The organism is Shewanella youngdeokensis (genome assembly GCF_033180165.1).
In the GTDB taxonomy this organism is placed as follows: Bacteria; Pseudomonadota; Gammaproteobacteria; order Enterobacterales; family Shewanellaceae; genus Shewanella; species Shewanella youngdeokensis.
Window position 1 is genome coordinate 2,711,932 of sequence record NZ_CP136522.1, and the last position, 15,983, is coordinate 2,727,914.

At 44.2% G+C, this 15,983-nt stretch carries 13 protein-coding genes; 5 read left to right on the plus strand and 8 right to left on the minus strand.

Going from position 1 to position 15,983, the window contains the following annotated elements; translation table 11 throughout:
* Positions 1-614: 614 nt before the first annotated feature.
* From RGE70_RS11545 to xthA, 4 genes are all read left to right on the plus strand, one after another.
* Entirely contained in the window at positions 615-896 is a 282-nt protein-coding gene (locus RGE70_RS11545) for a hypothetical protein (protein WP_310471600.1), read from the plus strand.
* A 195-nt stretch (positions 897-1,091) separates the two neighbouring features.
* Positions 1,092-1,637 (plus strand): septation protein A, encoded by a 546-nt coding sequence (locus tag RGE70_RS11550; protein ID WP_310471601.1) that lies wholly within the window; start codon positions 1,092-1,094, stop codon positions 1,635-1,637.
* Complete coding sequence (locus RGE70_RS11555; RefSeq protein ID WP_310471602.1) at positions 1,637-1,936, plus strand: YciI family protein; 300 nt, start codon at positions 1,637-1,639, stop codon at positions 1,934-1,936. The genes RGE70_RS11550 and RGE70_RS11555 overlap by 1 nt, the downstream gene beginning before the upstream one ends.
* Before the next feature lie 17 nt (positions 1,937-1,953).
* Positions 1,954-2,760 carry an exodeoxyribonuclease III gene (gene xthA, locus RGE70_RS11560; protein WP_310471603.1) on the plus strand — a complete coding sequence of 269 codons (807 nt, stop codon included), beginning with the start codon at positions 1,954-1,956 and terminating at the stop codon, positions 2,758-2,760.
* 97 nt (positions 2,761-2,857) lie between these two features.
* On the opposite strand, the gene RGE70_RS11565 is transcribed toward xthA, so the two are convergent.
* The 4 genes from RGE70_RS11565 to RGE70_RS11580 all read right to left on the minus strand — a co-directional run bounded on the left by RGE70_RS11565 (position 2,858) and on the right by RGE70_RS11580 (position 7,605).
* Positions 2,858-4,312: a methyl-accepting chemotaxis protein gene (locus tag RGE70_RS11565; protein ID WP_310471604.1), complete on the minus strand. Its 1,455-nt coding sequence runs from the start codon at positions 4,310-4,312 to the stop codon at positions 2,858-2,860.
* A gap of 91 nt (positions 4,313-4,403) precedes the next feature.
* Entirely contained in the window at positions 4,404-4,901 is a 498-nt protein-coding gene (locus tag RGE70_RS11570) for a DUF1097 domain-containing protein (protein ID WP_310471605.1), read from the minus strand.
* A 671-nt stretch (positions 4,902-5,572) separates the two neighbouring features.
* Complete coding sequence (gene rsgA, locus RGE70_RS11575; protein ID WP_310471606.1) at positions 5,573-6,619, minus strand: ribosome small subunit-dependent GTPase A; 1,047 nt, start codon at positions 6,617-6,619, stop codon at positions 5,573-5,575.
* A gap of 341 nt (positions 6,620-6,960) precedes the next feature.
* Positions 6,961-7,605 carry an MBL fold metallo-hydrolase gene (locus RGE70_RS11580; protein ID WP_310471607.1) on the minus strand — a complete coding sequence of 215 codons (645 nt, stop codon included), beginning with the start codon at positions 7,603-7,605 and terminating at the stop codon, positions 6,961-6,963.
* A 235-nt stretch (positions 7,606-7,840) separates the two neighbouring features.
* Here RGE70_RS11580 and RGE70_RS11585 point away from each other — a divergent pair, with 235 nt between their 5' ends.
* On the plus strand, positions 7,841-9,130 hold the full coding sequence (locus RGE70_RS11585) for an alpha/beta fold hydrolase (protein ID WP_310471608.1): 1,290 nt from the start codon (positions 7,841-7,843) through the stop codon (positions 9,128-9,130).
* Between the two features lie 159 nt (positions 9,131-9,289).
* Here RGE70_RS11585 and RGE70_RS11590 read toward each other — a convergent pair whose 3' ends face one another.
* From RGE70_RS11590 to RGE70_RS11605, 4 genes are all read right to left on the minus strand, one after another.
* Positions 9,290-12,418 (minus strand): efflux RND transporter permease subunit, encoded by a 3,129-nt coding sequence (locus tag RGE70_RS11590; protein ID WP_310471609.1) that lies wholly within the window; start codon positions 12,416-12,418, stop codon positions 9,290-9,292.
* 12 nt (positions 12,419-12,430) lie between these two features.
* Positions 12,431-13,777, minus strand: a complete 1,347-nt coding sequence (locus RGE70_RS11595) for an efflux RND transporter periplasmic adaptor subunit (RefSeq protein WP_310471610.1) — start codon at positions 13,775-13,777, stop codon at positions 12,431-12,433.
* Positions 13,777-15,201 (minus strand): TolC family protein, encoded by a 1,425-nt coding sequence (locus tag RGE70_RS11600; protein WP_375087850.1) that lies wholly within the window; start codon positions 15,199-15,201, stop codon positions 13,777-13,779. The genes RGE70_RS11595 and RGE70_RS11600 overlap by 1 nt, the downstream gene beginning before the upstream one ends.
* Positions 15,202-15,437: 236 nt before the next feature.
* Complete coding sequence (locus RGE70_RS11605) at positions 15,438-15,827, minus strand: hypothetical protein (protein ID WP_310471612.1); 390 nt, start codon at positions 15,825-15,827, stop codon at positions 15,438-15,440.
* Positions 15,828-15,983: the final 156 nt, after the last annotated feature.

Sequence of the window (15,983 nt, forward strand, 5' to 3'; positions counted from 1 at the left end):
TCACTAGCAGCATGCCAAACATTGTTTTGTATCAAACGAAAGGTCACTCATGCATTGCTGTTTGCTTTAAAGGTCGTTATGTTATTGATTAAAAATGGCTGGCTTTGTATTTTAGCGGTGAAGTCATATTTTGGTCGCATAATGGTTTGACAAATGATAAATGGTCTAACGTCAGCGAGTGGCGTAACCAAATGGTTTTAGAGGCTAGTGGGTAATTTACACCTAACAAGGCAATCAAGTAGGACGCAAAAAGCATGGTTTGCGTTCGTGCCTCACTAATTATAACCATGCATTTTGCGCCTCTTATTGGGGCGTTATACGTATAATCAAGGACGGTATTACAATGAATTTAGACGACAAAATCAAGAGGAATTCGAATTACCTTAAAATATTTATGGTGTTCATTTTTTTAATTCAAATTATTCAAATTTATCAATCAGTTTTATTTGAGTTGCGCGATATAACTTCTCTATTAGGCGTTTTCATTATATTTACTAGTTTTCTATTATCGCCAGCTTTATTAGTTACCCCTATTTATCCTTTTAATAGTTGGGTTAAAGCCTTTTCAAATATATCAAAACCAAGTAAATCCTGTTTTACTCTTGGGCTCTTACTTGTTATTTTTAGTGGGGCGTCGTAATACGTATAACAAGCATTTAAAAGCAGGCCGCGCGTTACTACCAGAAAATGTGCTCTTTGAAGAAGCAAAAGTATTCGACAAAGAATATATCGAATACCTTGAACACAATGAACTAGAGCTGGCAATGAATGCGCTTGATGACTTAGGTTTGCTATGCAACGCACCAGATAATTTCTGGCATCAATTAAAGTTAGCAGCGTCAAATATGGGGCTTACGAGTGAAGTGCAACGGTTTAAGCAGATACAAAACACTTAACAAGGCCAGCTAAAGGTGTTGAGTATTTACTATCCCTTCCCTGCACGCGGCTTACTGATATTACTGATAATAAATAAGGGGAAACCACGCCACAGGTTTGCTCGACCTCTCAAGCATGCTCGTTACGCTTTTGCCTTTTTAGCTTGCATGCTAAACTGAGGCCCATTTTTATGATTATTGAACTGACACTATCCTATGAAACAGTTGCTCGACTTTCTGCCTCTCGTTATCTTTTTTGCCGTCTACAAATTTGTTGATATTTATGTCGCCAGTGGTGCTTTAATCGCCGCGACAGCATTGCAGCTAGTCATTAGCTACATGTTATATAAAAAGATAGAAAAGATGCACCTCATTACCTTTGGTATTGTTACTGTGTTTGGCTCGCTCACCTTAATTTTACAAGATGACTCTTTTATCAAATGGAAGGTCACAATCGTTTACGCCTTGTTTGCCATTGCACTCGCGGTAAGCCAGTTGATGAACAAGCCGATTTTAAAAAGCATGCTAGGTAAAGACTTAATTGTTGCTGACAAATTTTGGGCGCATGTCACTTGGTACTGGGTGCTATTTTTTGCTGTGTGTGCAGTAGTCAATGTTTATGTTGCCTTTAGCTTATCGCAAGAGACTTGGGTTAACTTTAAGGTCTTTGGTTTAACGGCTTTAACCTTGGTTAATACCGTATTAACGGTACTGTATCTATTTAAAAATATGTCTGAAGAAGACCGTAAGGAGCTCAAATAATGTGGTACATGATTTCGGCGCAAGATATTGAAAATACCTTAGACAAACGTTTAGCGGCACGTGCAGATCACCTTGCTAGGCTACAACTGCTCGCCGACGAAGGTAGATTACTTATTGCAGGTCCTCACCCAGCGATTGACAGCGAAAACCCAGGGGATGCGGGCTTTACAGGTTCGTTAGTTGTTGCTGAGTTTCCGTCACTTGAAGATGCACAACACTGGGCAGATGCCGACCCTTATATTCCAGCTGGTGTTTACCAAAGCGTTACCGTTAAGCCTTACAAGTTAGTATTGCCGTAAATACAAGGAGCTTAATCTTGAAAATTGTTTCATTTAATATCAATGGATTACGTGCCAGACTACACCAACTTCAGGCCTTAATCGATAGTCATCAGCCTGATGTGATTGGGTTACAAGAGACTAAGGTTCATGACGAAGCCTTTCCTTTAGCCGATGTTGAGGCGATGGGATATAAAGTACATTACCACGGCGGCAAGGCGCACTATGGCGTGGCGATGCTGTCGAAGGCTGACCCTATCAAGGTACAAAAGGGGTTCCCTACCGACGAAGACGACGCTCAACGCCGGATGATAATGGCGACTTTTACGCAAGAAAATGGTCGCCCTCTCACGGTAATTAATGGTTATTTCCCTCAAGGTGAAAATATTAGCCATGAAACAAAATACCCTGCTAAGCGAAAATTTTATCAAGACTTAATGGTGTATTTAAATGAGCACCATAGCGCCGATGAAGACATTGCGATTATTGGCGATATCAACATTTCACCTATCGATTTAGATATCGGTATCGGTGAACCTAATGCTAAACGTTGGTTAAAAACCGGAAAATGCAGTTTTCAAGCTGAAGAACGTGAATGGCTTAAGACCTTAATGGACTGGGGTTTAGTCGATACGTTCCGCCAGTTACATCCAACTCGCACAGAGCGGTACTCATGGTTTGATTACCGCAGCAAAGGCTTTGTTGATAACCGCGGACTGCGCATTGACGTAGTATTAGCGACCACAACACTTGCAGAACGCTTGGTTGAGTCAGACATTGATTACGCATTACGCGGCATCGAAAAACCGTCTGACCACGCGCCTATTTGGAGCACCTTTAGTTAATCGATTCGGTTAATGCGTTACGATACTCTAAAAAATGCCAGCATTAATTGCTGGCATTTTTATTACTTTTCAAGCCTTGCTTAAAATAGTGCCACCATTATTTACTTGCCAAAGTATATTGTTGTAATAGTTTATCCATGCCTTTTGAAGTGCTGTTCAAGTCGTTAGCGATCCCAATTGAGCTTTCGGTGGTTTCTTTAATAGTTTGTGCCTGCTGACGAATGTCATTGAGCTGTGATGAGATCTCTTGTGCGGTAACACTTTGTTCTTCTGATGACGTGGCGATCTGTAGGCTCATATCAAATACCGTACTAATTGACGTTGCCATGCTGTCAACATCATTACTCACCAACACTATGGCCTCTCGGCCCTTGCTAGCTTGCGTGACGATGTCGTTGGTAACATGGGTCAATTGTTGAGTACCGTTTTGCAAACCTTCTATCATCGTTTGGATTTCAACCGTCGCCTGCTGCGTTCGGCTTGCAAGCGTGCGAACTTCATCTGCAACTACGGCAAAACCGCGACCTTGCTCGCCAGCTCTGGCAGCTTCAATTGCCGCATTTAGCGCTAATAAATTTGTCTGTTCAGAAATGCTATTAATGGTAGTAACCACAGCACCGATTTTGGTGGCCGCATGGGATAAGTCTTCAACCGAAACCGACGCCGAGGTTATTTTTTCAGTTAGCATACCAATACTGTCGACCGCTTCTGCCAACTTAACTTTACTGTTAGCCGCTTGAGTCGAATTTTGCTCAGTTTGTTCTGAGGTATTTGAGGCATTTTTTGACACTTCTTCAACCGCAACGGTCATTTGAGACATTGCCACCGAAACCGTATCTAAAAATTGATGTTGAGCCTGCGTTAGTTGCTCGCTTAACGCTGCTTGGTTTTCAAACTCACTAGCAGCATGGGTCAAAGTACGCGCATTGTCGGTAATGGTTAGCGCAATTTCATTCATGTTGTCAGCGCTGCGATCAATCTCTCGGGCAATAATACTGAAGTCATCGCTTCCAAAAAAATTTAACCTGGTACTTAAGTCGCCATCTGCCAGCCTTTTAATGGCTTGGTAAATATCCCACAAGCCACTACCTAAAGACGTACGGATCCAATAGCTAAGTAGGTATAACGGCAAAAGACTCAACAATGCTAACCACACCATGTTGCTTGCGGTTGCTAATGCTGCAGCTTCCCAATCACCCACGTTTACGGTGTAACTGAGCTGTTCAGCCGCAACTGGGGCTGTCACACTCACGGTATTATTAACTCTGTCGCTGCCAGAAATACGGCTAACACTAAGACCATGTTGATGAGCAAAATCAGTTAATGCTTGTCCATTGAGTGACTGTTCACTGGCAATCTGGGCATAAGCATCAACACTGGCTTGAGCCGTTGCCATGGAGGTTGTTTCTAGCTGTTGTTTTACATTAGTGTAATTTAAGCTGGCGAGGATCACGGTAAAAAGCGTCACTAAGGCGCAGATTGTCCAAAACTTTCCGTTTAGACTAATTTTGATTAAAAGACCATCAATAATTCGAAAGTTCATTTGTTTCATCTATCTGTTCCTTTGGCAAAAAATAAGCCATTAAGCAAAGTTGAACGACTCTGCAGCCAATTTAGCTCAGTAAAGCCGTGCAGTTAATCATTTAAGACTCTTTGGCCTTAATTTTAATATTAGCCATTACATTTTGGCTTTTTTTGGTCAATACAATCAGTTGTGTTGTTAGTAAGCTCATACTGTAACCAAGTATTGCCCCTAACAATAACGGCGGCAAAATAGTGGCAACATCTCCGGCCATAGCAAAGGTTATACAGCAGCCAATAAATGCCCCTGGAATAAATGCCAACTTTTGATAACTCGCCTGTAAACACATCGCTGCGGTGGCAATTCCGGTTAAACAGTACCCTAGTATTGGAGACAGCAAATAACTACTTGCAGCAATTACCGTCCATGCCCAAAATACGCCCGACACATTGGTCGCCATGGTCATGAACATCCCTTTTAGGTCAGGTCTGTTCTGGGCGAAAAACGTACTGCAACTTAAAAAACCAATCCATGTGACCAGTTGAAAAATGTCGGAAAAACCTGCCCAAATACCCGCTAATAGCCCAGCAGAAATTGCAACTTGCCAACGATGTTCCATAACGTCCTTTTATACATTCAACAGTGCAATAAATTTAATATCAGGTAAGTGTATAAAGCCACATTTAAGTTTTTTATGAGCTTATTGATAATAAAGACTTCTATAAATGTTCATTCAAACAAATTAGAAATAATTAAATTATCTATACCAATACGACATAAATACCCGCATTCAAAATGCCAACTTTCAGGGTTGGTAAAGTAGCACTTTTTATATACCAAATAATTTGATCTATGCAGTTAAAATACCTAATAGCACATATTAAACGAGTAAAATTACAGCACTCAGACAACTTGCAACAACATGCAAACCATTGCTTTACAGCACTCGTTTACAACATTAACAACCCTGTTAACTTTTGCCTTTAGCCCGCAGGTAAAGCGAGACTATTATACCACTGTCGCAACAATTTTGGTGGGCGACACTGCCTGATTAGTGCCGTGTAATTAGCTCAAACTGTCAAAATTTTCCGAATTATTTCGTCATTAAAATTAAATATCAGTTCAGTCAAAAATTAATGTTTATAAGTAAGTCGCCGTTTATTATTACCTCATCAAGCCTCGTTAGTAATAATTGCGTAAAATGGTTAAGTTGCCCATCAATGATGACATTTAGAATGGGTTTTTAAAGCCTGCAATTAAAAGGGCTAGCCTTTCGCCAGGCTTAACAGCTTATGCATTCTTTTTGTTTCGGCGCGACGCCTGTTGCACGCCTTGGATCATTTTACCCAGTGCTTTATCTTTTGCTCTTCGCTGCGCTAATGTTGCACCATTTAGCGCTTGCTCGCGCATGAGCTTTTGGTAACTTTTCAGCCGCCGTTCAGTCAAACTCCCAGTTTGCAATGCCATTTGTATCGCGCAGCCGGGCTCACTTTGATGACCGCAGTCGGCAAAGCGACACGTTAAGGCCAAAGTCGTTATTTCACTAAAGGTTTCACTCACACCTTGGTCGCAATCGCTCAGTTGTAGCTCTCGCATACCAGGTGTGTCCATCAATAAGCCACCGAGAGGTAACCACTTAAGTGCCCTTGAGGTTGTGGTATGCCGCCCTTTGCTATCATCTTCACGTACGGCACTGGTCTCTTGTGCATCAAAGCCCATTAAGCCATTAACCAATGTTGACTTACCCACGCCTGATGAACCTAAAAATGCAACCGTTTTACCAAGTCGGCAGTAGCTTAAAAGCGGTGTTAGCGCCTCTGCCACCAATGCATTAACCGCATATACCATCATCAATGGGTCAAGCTGCTGCACTTGTTGGCGTTTATCGTCTACATCATCGCATTGATCGGCCTTGGTCAGTACGACTACGGGTTCAACTTGCGCCTCTTTGGCTAATGCTAGGTAGCGTTCAATGCGGCTAAGGTTAAAGTCATGATTAAGTGAACACACTATCATTACGCTATCGACGTTAGCCGCAATGAACTGAGTCGTCACTTTAGAGCCTGGTGCTTTTCGCTTAAACAAAGACTGCCGATCTAGCAGGCGCTGCACCCGCTGTGAACCGTCAAATAGTACCCAGTCGCCCACACAGAGTCGCTCATCATCAGCATAGTGAGTTAACCTTGTACTGCCCTGTTCGTTTAAAACCACAACATGGCTACGGTGCTGCTCAACTACACGGCCAATGCTGTACAAGGTTAATTCATCAAGGTTTAGCTGCTGTTGGTAAAAAGGCCGCCAACCTAGTTGTGCTAACGTCGCGGTTTGATTTGTCATAGGTAACATGTTCCATAAGTGAGTCTGTGCAGACGGCAAAATTAGGTGGCTAACTAAATGCAATATACCACTGCAATAGGACCTAATCCGGTACGATAAGCCTGTGTAAGTGTCATTATATTAGTGCTGTACCAGTGTGAAAGATTGAATAAATACGACAAACTGCTCCCAACAAATCAATTGCAAGGTTTATAGCTTGCCTTTTAGCAATGAACAGCCGCTAAACCACACTGTAAAAACAGAGAATAATTAGTCGGTGAATGAATACCAAAGCAATGAGATGAAAAATAGGCTGCATCGTACAGCCTATTTTCTATTAATGAATTTAACGGTGGGCAATACTATGAAAAAAGCTGATCCGCAACGAAAGGGTTATGTACCCGTTCTTCTCCAAAAGTCGATAATGGCCCATGTCCAGGAACAAACTGCACTTGTTTGCCTAAAGGCCACAACTTAGTGGTAATTGAATCAATTAAGTCTTGATGGTTAGACTGAGGGAAATCAGTGCGGCCAACCGATCCTTTAAACAATACATCACCAACCCAAGCGATAGCGTCATTTTTGCTATAAAACACCACATGCCCAGGCGTATGTCCAGGGCAATGCAATACCGACAACGACTGATTACCCACTTTAACCTCGTCCCCATCTTGTAAATATCGAGTCGGGCTCAATGGATCGCTGTGAGCAAAACCAAAATGCTGGCTTTGTTTAGGCAGGCTTTCTAGCCAAAAACTGTCGGCGATATGAGGACCAACGATTTCAATATTTAATTGCTTCGCCAATGCAGCAGCGCCGCCAACATGATCAATATGTCCATGCGTCAGTAAAATCTGTTCTATCTGCACATTATTGCTTGCGGCTTCTGCTAGGATCCTTTCGACGTCGCCACCCGGATCAACCACAGCCGCTTTTAGGGTTTGCTCACACCATATTAAACTGCAATTTTGTTGAAATGGCGTGACGGGTATTAACTGATACTTCATTGAAAATCACCTATGGTGTAATTGGTTTCACTGGAGTAAAGGTTACGTCAACTTGAGCATTTTCACTATCAATAATTGCCACAAAATGTAGCCGCACGCACAAAAACACTACATTTTTTACTGCTTGCACTTCAACTGGGTTAACAATAATTCAAAACCATACAACGCATTACTTTTTAGGTATACAATCTGGAGCCCTAATGCCCATAACAGTAAAAAAAATAAGGCGTAACAAATGACTACCAACCTCACCCTTGCCGGCATAGTTGCCCAAAAGCATACTTTCATTTTACCTCTTGATTATTCAAAGCCCGAGGGTGAAACCATCAACGTATTTGCCCGTGAGCTTGTTAGCGCCGAAAACCAACACAAAAACTTACCCTTTCTGGTGTATTTTCAGGGCGGTCCAGGGTTTGGCGCCGTTAGGCCCGCTGCGAATGACGGCTGGATAAAACGTGCATTACAAGAGTTTAGGGTTTTATTGCTCGACCAACGCGGCACCGGCTTATCATCTCCTATCAGTGCAGCTAGTTTGTCGCACCTCAATGCTGCGCAGCAAGCGCAGTACCTAAGCCATTTTCGCGCCGATAACATCATTAACGATGCTGAAGCTATTCGCCGTCAATTAACCGATAACCAAACATGGTCCATTCTCGGGCAAAGCTTTGGTGGCTTTTGTGTTTTAAAATACCTCAATGATGCACCTGAAGGATTAAAAGAGGCCTATATTACCGGTGGGATCCCGTCGCTAACCCGCACAGCAGATGACGTATACCACGCCACTTACCAACGTGTATTGGCTAAAAACGCTGACTTTTTTAAGCGCTTTAGTGACGCACAGGCCTTGCTAAACACACTGGCACAATACATAACCGACCACGAGGTAACACTGGCAACTGGCGAGCGTTTAACCGTAGAAATGTTGCAGCTGCTTGGGGTTAACATTGGCATGGAACATGGCCCCGAAAGCATTTACTACCTGATTGAACAAGCGCTGATCACCACCGCCAACGGCACTATAGTAAACCCACTTTTCTTAACGCAGTTCAGCCAATATCTAGACTACAATACCAACCCGCTATTTGCGTTGTTACATGAGTCGATTTATTGCCAACAAAATGCCTCTAACTGGTCGGCGCATCGTGTAAGGCAACACTACCCAGAGTTTAATTACAGTGCTGGCAAACCTTTCTTGTTTACTGGCGAGATGATCTACCCATGGATGTTTGAGCAATTTGCCAACTTAATCCCGTTAAAAACGGCGGCCAATGCCATTGCTCAAAAACAAGATTGGCCCGCGCTATACCAGCCCAAAAAACTGACTAATAATAAGGTGCCGGTTGCCGCAGCTATTTATAGCGAGGATATGTATGTTGAGATGCGCTATAGCCTCGAAACTGTGGCGCAAGTGGCTAATCTAAACTACTGGTTAACATCGGAATATGAGCACAATGGGATCCGCATGGATGGTGAGCGTATTTTTGATAAATTGATTGCTATCAATCGCGGTTCCCAACTGCGCTAGGTGGCTAAGAAACCGAGCCTAATTTAAAAGCTCGAAGATACCTCATAACAAAAAGGCGATAAAGCTAACCGCTTTATCGCCTTTTTTGGCTCTGTTACTCACTGTATTGCTAACGGGTTTAGTCACCCACAAACACTAGCAACATCTGCTCAACCGCCGTTAAGTCGACTTTTTGCTAAAGCGGTAAACCAAGGCATAAAGCACAGGTAGCACCACTAAAGTCAGTAGTGTTGACGAGACAATGCCACCAATTACAACCGTTGCTAGCGGGCGCTGTACATCTGCGCCGGTGCCGACATTAAACGCCATTGGCACAAAGCCAAGGCTGGCCACTAATGCGGTCATTAACACCGGTCTTAAACGTTGGCTTGCCCCTTGTTTTATCGCTTCTATTAACTCTATACCTTGCAGTTTGAGCTCTTTAATAAAGCTCAACATAACAACGCCATTAAGTACGGCAATACCCGATAACGCAATAAAGCCAACTGAGGCCGAAATTGACAGCGGCATATCGCGCACAACCAGTGCTAACACGCCGCCCGTTAACGCTAACGGTACGCCGCTAAAGATAATTAGCGAGTCTCTAACTGAGCTAAATGCACTGTAAAGTAAGCAAAATATTAGTAGCAGTGTCAGCGGCACTAATATCATCAAACGGTTTGATGCCGACTCTAACTGCTCAAATGTGCCGCCGTATTCGCTCCAATAACCACTAGGTAAGGCTAACTTTTCAGCCATGACTAACTTGGTATCTTTAATAAATGAGCCTAAATCACGCCCAGTTACATTGGCGGTAACCACAACATGGCGTTTACCATTTTGGCGGTTTATTTGGTTGGGGCCAATTTTAAACTTAAGCTCGGCGACCTCTCCCAGTGGCACATAACTTAATTCTGGGTTTAAATCGGCTGGCAAAGCAATAGGAATATTAGCCAGTAAATTCAAGTCTTGGCTAATGTGGTTGGCCATTCTTACCACTAAATTAAAGCGTCTATCACCTTCGTAAATCAGCCCTACGGGTACCCCTGCTACGGCTGTTTGCACCGCTTGTTGTACATCGGCAATGGTTAACCCCAGCAAGGCTAAATGATCACGATTTGGCTCAATAGATAAAGTAGGTAAGCCAGACATTTGCTCAACACGTACATCAGTTGCGCCTTCAATGCCTTGAAATAACCCAACGGCTCGGTCGCCAGCGAGCTTTAAAGTATCTAAGTCATCGCCGTAGATCCGTAGCGCCACATCGGCGCGCACACCCGCAATTAGCTCATTAAAGCGCATGGCAATCGGTTGCGTAAATTCATAATTATTACCCGGAACTTGCTCAACATGTTCACGTAGCTCGTCTAAAAACTCGTGCTTAGTTTTGTTCGGGTTGGCCCACTCTGACTGTGGCTTGATGATTAAAATTGTGTCTGCCACACTTGGCGGCATAGGGTCGGTTGCCACTTCTGGTGTGCCAACTTTTGAAAATACCCGCTCCACTTCATCTAACTCGCCAATCACCAGTTCGAGCTGCTTTTGCATTTCAATCGACTGTTCCAGCCCCGTGCCGGTGATCCGCATGGCGTGCATAGCAATATCACCTTCGTCCAGTTCGGGCAAAAACTCCGAACCCAAACGGCTCAATTGCACACTGGTCACTGCAATTAAGGCAATTGCGGCGATGATGATCATCAAGGGACGTTTAAGAGAGAAAAATAATACCGGCTGGTAGACTTTACGTGCACCAGCCATGAGCCAATTTTCTTTTTCGCTGACTTTACCTTTTACAAACAGTGCAATTGCAGCAGGCACAAAAGTGACTGAAAACAGTAAAGCGCCAATTAAAGCGGCAACAACGGTAAAGGCCATGGGGTGAAACATTTTACCTTCAACACCATTAAGCGCAAAAATAGGCAAATACACCAACATGATGATTAACACCCCAAATACAGCGGGTTTAAACACCTCTTTGGTGGCGGTGAACACGACGTGTAGTCGCTCTTTTAGCTCCAGTAACCGACCTTGTCGGTGCTGCGCCATGCCAAGGTGGCGCAAGGCGTTTTCAACAATAATCACCGCGCCATCAACAATAATGCCAAAATCAATTGCGCCTAAGCTCATTAAGTTGCCAGACACGCGATAGGTAGTCATACCTGTAATGGCAAACAGCATACTCAGCGGGATCACTAATGCCGCAATTAGCGCAGCGCGAAAGTTGCCTAATAGTGCGAACAACACCACGATGACTAATACCGCACCTTCAAACAGATTTTTTTGTACTGTTTGAATCGCTTTATCCACTAAGGTGGTGCGGTCATACACGGCTTCAGCAACAATGCCTGGCGGCAAACTGGCATTGACGAGTTTGAGTTTATCGGCAACCTCTTTTGCGACCACCCGGCTATTTTCACCCAGTAGCATAAACGCGGTGCCGAGTACGGTTTCTTCTCCGTCTTGACTGGCTGCGCCGGTACGTAATTGCTTACCGTAAAACACGTCGGCAACATCGCCAATGCGCACAGGGGCATCATCACGTTTTGCGACTACCACTTGGCGAATAGACTCAAGATCTTTAAGCTGCCCCGGCGAGCGGACTAGCCATTGCTCTCCGCTACGTTCAATGTAACCCGCACCAACATTGCGGTTGTTAAGCTCTAACGCCTTAATAACGTCAGCGGTGGTAACTTTAAACGCTAATAACTTGCCTGGAATGGGCGCGACTTGGTATTCACGCTCAAAACCACCAAGACTATTGATTTCGGTCACGCCTTTTACGTTGACCAATTGTGGCCGAATGATCCAATCTTGAATGGTACGTAGGTCTTCAGCGTTATACTCACTGCCGTCTTCTTTAACCGCGCCGTCAAGTGCGCGAACAGAGTAGGTAAACACTTCGCCCAAACCACTACTTACCGGACCAAGCGCTGGCTCAGCATCAACAGGCAGTTCACTACGAATACCTTGTAGGCGCTCAGTTATCTGCTGACGCGCCCAATAGATATCAGTGCCCTCTTCAAAAATCACCGTAACTTGCGATAACCCATAACGAGAAATAGAGCGGGTGTATGACAAGCTCGGGATCCCTGCCATCGCATTTTCAATGACGTAGGTTAGCCTTTGCTCAGATTCTAGCGGCGAATAACCACTAATAGCGGTGTTAATTTGTACTTGTACATTGGTAATATCTGGCACGGCATCAATCGGTAGCTTAAGGGTGTTGTACACGCCTAATGCAGCAATCAATAAAGTCATGGCCAGAATAAGTAATCGCCGTTTAAGGGCGAATGAGATAATCGTATCCATTGCGATTCGTCCTTAGTGTACGTGCTTAGCTGCGTTTTTCATGATGTCTGCTTTCAACAAGTAGCTGTTGTCGGTGACATACTCGGCGTTAGGTTTAAGGCCATCAAGTACTTCAACAAATTCGCCGTCGGTTTCGCCTAAGGTCAACATGCGAGCTTCGAAGGTATTGCCGTGTTTTACAAACACAGTGGGTTTGTCCATAAACGTTTGCAATGCATCGACGCGAATAGCCAATGGCACTGATTTGGTACGGGTAACAATGCTCGCCTGCACATGCATGCCCGGACGCCAGTGGCCTTGCGGGTTGGCAATGACTGCGCGAACTTGCGCAATGTGGCCGCCGGTCATCAACGGGGCAATATAACTAATGGTGCTGCTTACTTTGCCCTCATGCGCCTCACCATCTTGGTGGCTGCCTGCGTGCGAGTTTTCATGATTTGCATTATTGTGATGAGCCAGTTCGTTGTAGCTGTGTTCATCGTCTCCAATGGTCACGGCTTGTCCTAGCGCAATGCGGCCTAAACTTTGCGGAAACGCCGACATGTCAATCCACACATTAGACAGATCGCTGATCCGCAATATAGCTTGATTAAAGGTGTTATCGCCAACGGTTAACAGTTGCTCGGTAACTTGGCCATTAGCTGGGCTTTTAATAGTGTAACGCTGCAGTGTGGTTGAGTTGCGTACAGTGGCAATGACTTGCCCTTTAACAACGTTATCGCCAACGGTAACGTTTAGCTGCTCAATAACCCCAGTGTAAGGCGCAGACACACTAAATTGTTTGTCGGTCATCATCGCAACCACGCCAAATAGCTTATCAACAAACTTAAGCTCAGCTGGCTGACTTATTGCCGTTTTAACGCCTGACAAAGCCAGTAAACGGTCATTAATGGTGACGCGGCCCATGTGATTATCATAATGCCAGTCGTATTGTTTACCCTTATACGCCGCGTTAACTGCCACATCAAAAGAGTGTGGCTCTGCCACGCTTTGAGAACTTACTAAATACTGACCTTCGGCAACAAAACTCACCTTGTCGATAACATCACCCAAGCGGGTTAATGATACCGCTAAGTCGACGGTTTCAGGCTTAACTGGCTCACCTTTATAAAAGGTGTAAACCCGCATTTCAGGTGGAATGCCGCTTTCAGCCATGGTGATTTCAATGGCAAAGTCGTCATGGGTTAATAACCGGCCGCCATGCGGGCCTTCTGGTGCATGCTCTTCCTCTTCTTCATAGCCGTGATCACCGCTAGCATAAACCTCTTTTACTGGCAGTGTTACGCTAAGTGTCAGTATTGAAAATGACCATACTGCGGCGACAAGTTTTGCGGATAATGCGTTATTTTGAGTTTTCATTATTGGTTGTCCATTGCCACAACAGGCGTAAAGTGAGTATTTGCCACAGTCATAGACTGGCCAGTGATCCGCTCAAGTGCGAGCAGTGACAGATAAACCGCTGCTTTTGCTTCAATCAATTCAAGTTCAACGCTAAACAGTTCAGCTTGTGCATCGGCAAGCTGTAATACATTAGCTTGCCCTGTTTGGTAGGCTGTTTGGGTATGGGTAAGTAACTGCTTTGCAAGCGGTAATACTTGAGTATTGAGTAACTCAACTTGCTGAGCATTATTAACCATCGACTGATGAACCGCTAGCAAAGTTAGCTTAAGCTGCTCGCGCACTAGACGTTGCTCTTCGTTGGCTTTATCTTCTAACGCCTTAGCCGCCAAAATATTGCCTGCGTTGGGATTAGAAAATTGCAGTGGCATTGAAAAATTCACCATGAATGCCCCATCATCAAAGCCATCAACGCTTTTAAGCCCGACACCCAATGTAATATCGGCTTGAGCCTTTGACTCTTCCATACGGCGTTTAGCAACCAATACCCGCTCAACATTGAGCAGTTGCAAGTATTGCGGCGCGGTTTCAATGGCATTTAATACACTCGCAGCGGTCGGAAGCACCTGCACCGCCTTAAGCTCATCATTCACAGCAGTGAATGCCACCTCACTGGACCACATAGCGGCCAGTTTTTGTTTTGCAACAGTAAACTCACCCGCTATGCGCTGCTGTAATACCTTAGAGCGAGACAGGCGTAGCTGCATTTTACTCACATCAGCTTGCAGTATTGCGCCCGCCTGAGCACGTTGCTCTATGTTTTGCAGTGCAGTTTGCTCAACACCTATCCGCCGCGCAATCCATTGGTCAATGGCTTGCAGTCGCAGCAGTTGTAAATAGCGCTCTGTGGTTTCGGCCAAAACTTGTAACCGCTGCGCTTCGTACTCACTCAACTGCTGTTTTTGATTAGCGCTGGCGTAATCAATGCGGCGCTGACGTTTGTCACCAAGCTCAATAAGTTGGCTTAGGGCTAAGCTGATTTCAGCGTTATCAATACCTTGCATATCGCCTGTACCCAAAATATTTTCGACGTTAACCGACAGTTCAGGGTTAGGCTTAATGCCCGCTTGCAGGGTAAGCGCCTCGCTGGCTCGCAGCGAATAAGGGTAGGCTTTTAATGCCACATTATTTAATAGTGTTTGCTCTAACACCCAAGGGAGCTTAATAGCTGTAACATGAGCCGGCAAAGGCTCGACAACGGCTTGCACTTGTTTGTTAGTTTCTGTGCTGGGTGTATTGCCTGCCATACTAAATGAGCTAAATAGCCCTAAAAAACAGATAGATACTGTTCTCCACGTACGCATACGTACCATATGGCAGGTGTTATTAATGCTAATCACGAGAGTTAACTCCGATTTAAGTTGGTCGATCACCGTTAAAGGCAAAATCATGCCTAGGTTGATTGACTCATTGAGTTAAGCGTTAGCATTGCAAGGGATAAGCTGCGTAAAATATTGATATGATTGAAATATCAATACTAACTCTGCCCAAAGCGCAGTGTTGAACGCACAACCACGTGCAAGGCTAATTGCCTAAAAACGATCCAAAATGACTCATTAATGATGTAAAAATCTGATTTAAAACATGACTTAAAAGCATGATTTAAAAAGATAGAGTTAAGTTAGCTGTATGGCGGGGGAATAGGTGGTGCATAGTGCCGAGTGGGTACACTTATATTAAATGGGCTGGTTTGGCTAGCACTGCTCGTGTGCAGCAGCAGACTTAACTCTACTGGCGGATGACAAGCAGTATGAAAATGGTTGTCTTGCTCAGGGTCATCAACCACTTCAACCATGTGATGACACTCATTGTTTGCACTGTCACAACACGCTTGCTGTAAGGCTAGTGGCAGACTATTTTCTAAATGGTAGGTTTGGGGAGCATTCTGGCTCACACTATACACATCAGCAGCAATGCAAGTGGGAAACAATTGCGACAAAAATACCACCAGTATTAACACTAGTGTCAATTTAGACTGAAACATCTGCATTGATATTTTTGAATTAAACAACCCTATTCCTGCACAGCTTAATGAAGCGATAAACGTTTAATGGTTGAATGATAACAGTTTTTATCTTGAGTAAATAGTCATTATTACAATACACTGCCGAAATTTGACTCAGCTCTGAATTATGAGATTTATTCAACATCACCAAGCTTAAATCAG

Excerpts from the sequence above, each read along its gene's own strand:
- RGE70_RS11550 (WP_310471601.1), top strand. The coding sequence starts at position 1,092 with ATGAAACAGTTGCTCGACTTTCTGCCTCTCGTTATCTTTTTTGCCGTC.
- RGE70_RS11555 (WP_310471602.1), top strand. The coding sequence starts at position 1,637 with ATGTGGTACATGATTTCGGCGCAAGATATTGAAAATACCTTAGACAAA.
- RGE70_RS11565 (WP_310471604.1), bottom strand. The coding sequence starts at position 4,312 with ATGAAACAAATGAACTTTCGAATTATTGATGGTCTTTTAATCAAAATT.
- RGE70_RS11570 (WP_310471605.1), bottom strand. The coding sequence starts at position 4,901 with ATGGAACATCGTTGGCAAGTTGCAATTTCTGCTGGGCTATTAGCGGGT.
- rsgA (WP_310471606.1), bottom strand. The coding sequence starts at position 6,619 with ATGACAAATCAAACCGCGACGTTAGCACAACTAGGTTGGCGGCCTTTT.
- RGE70_RS11580 (WP_310471607.1), bottom strand. The coding sequence starts at position 7,605 with ATGAAGTATCAGTTAATACCCGTCACGCCATTTCAACAAAATTGCAGT.
- RGE70_RS11585 (WP_310471608.1), top strand. The coding sequence starts at position 7,841 with ATGACTACCAACCTCACCCTTGCCGGCATAGTTGCCCAAAAGCATACT.
- RGE70_RS11590 (WP_310471609.1), bottom strand. The coding sequence starts at position 12,418 with ATGGATACGATTATCTCATTCGCCCTTAAACGGCGATTACTTATTCTG.
- RGE70_RS11595 (WP_310471610.1), bottom strand. The coding sequence starts at position 13,777 with ATGAAAACTCAAAATAACGCATTATCCGCAAAACTTGTCGCCGCAGTA.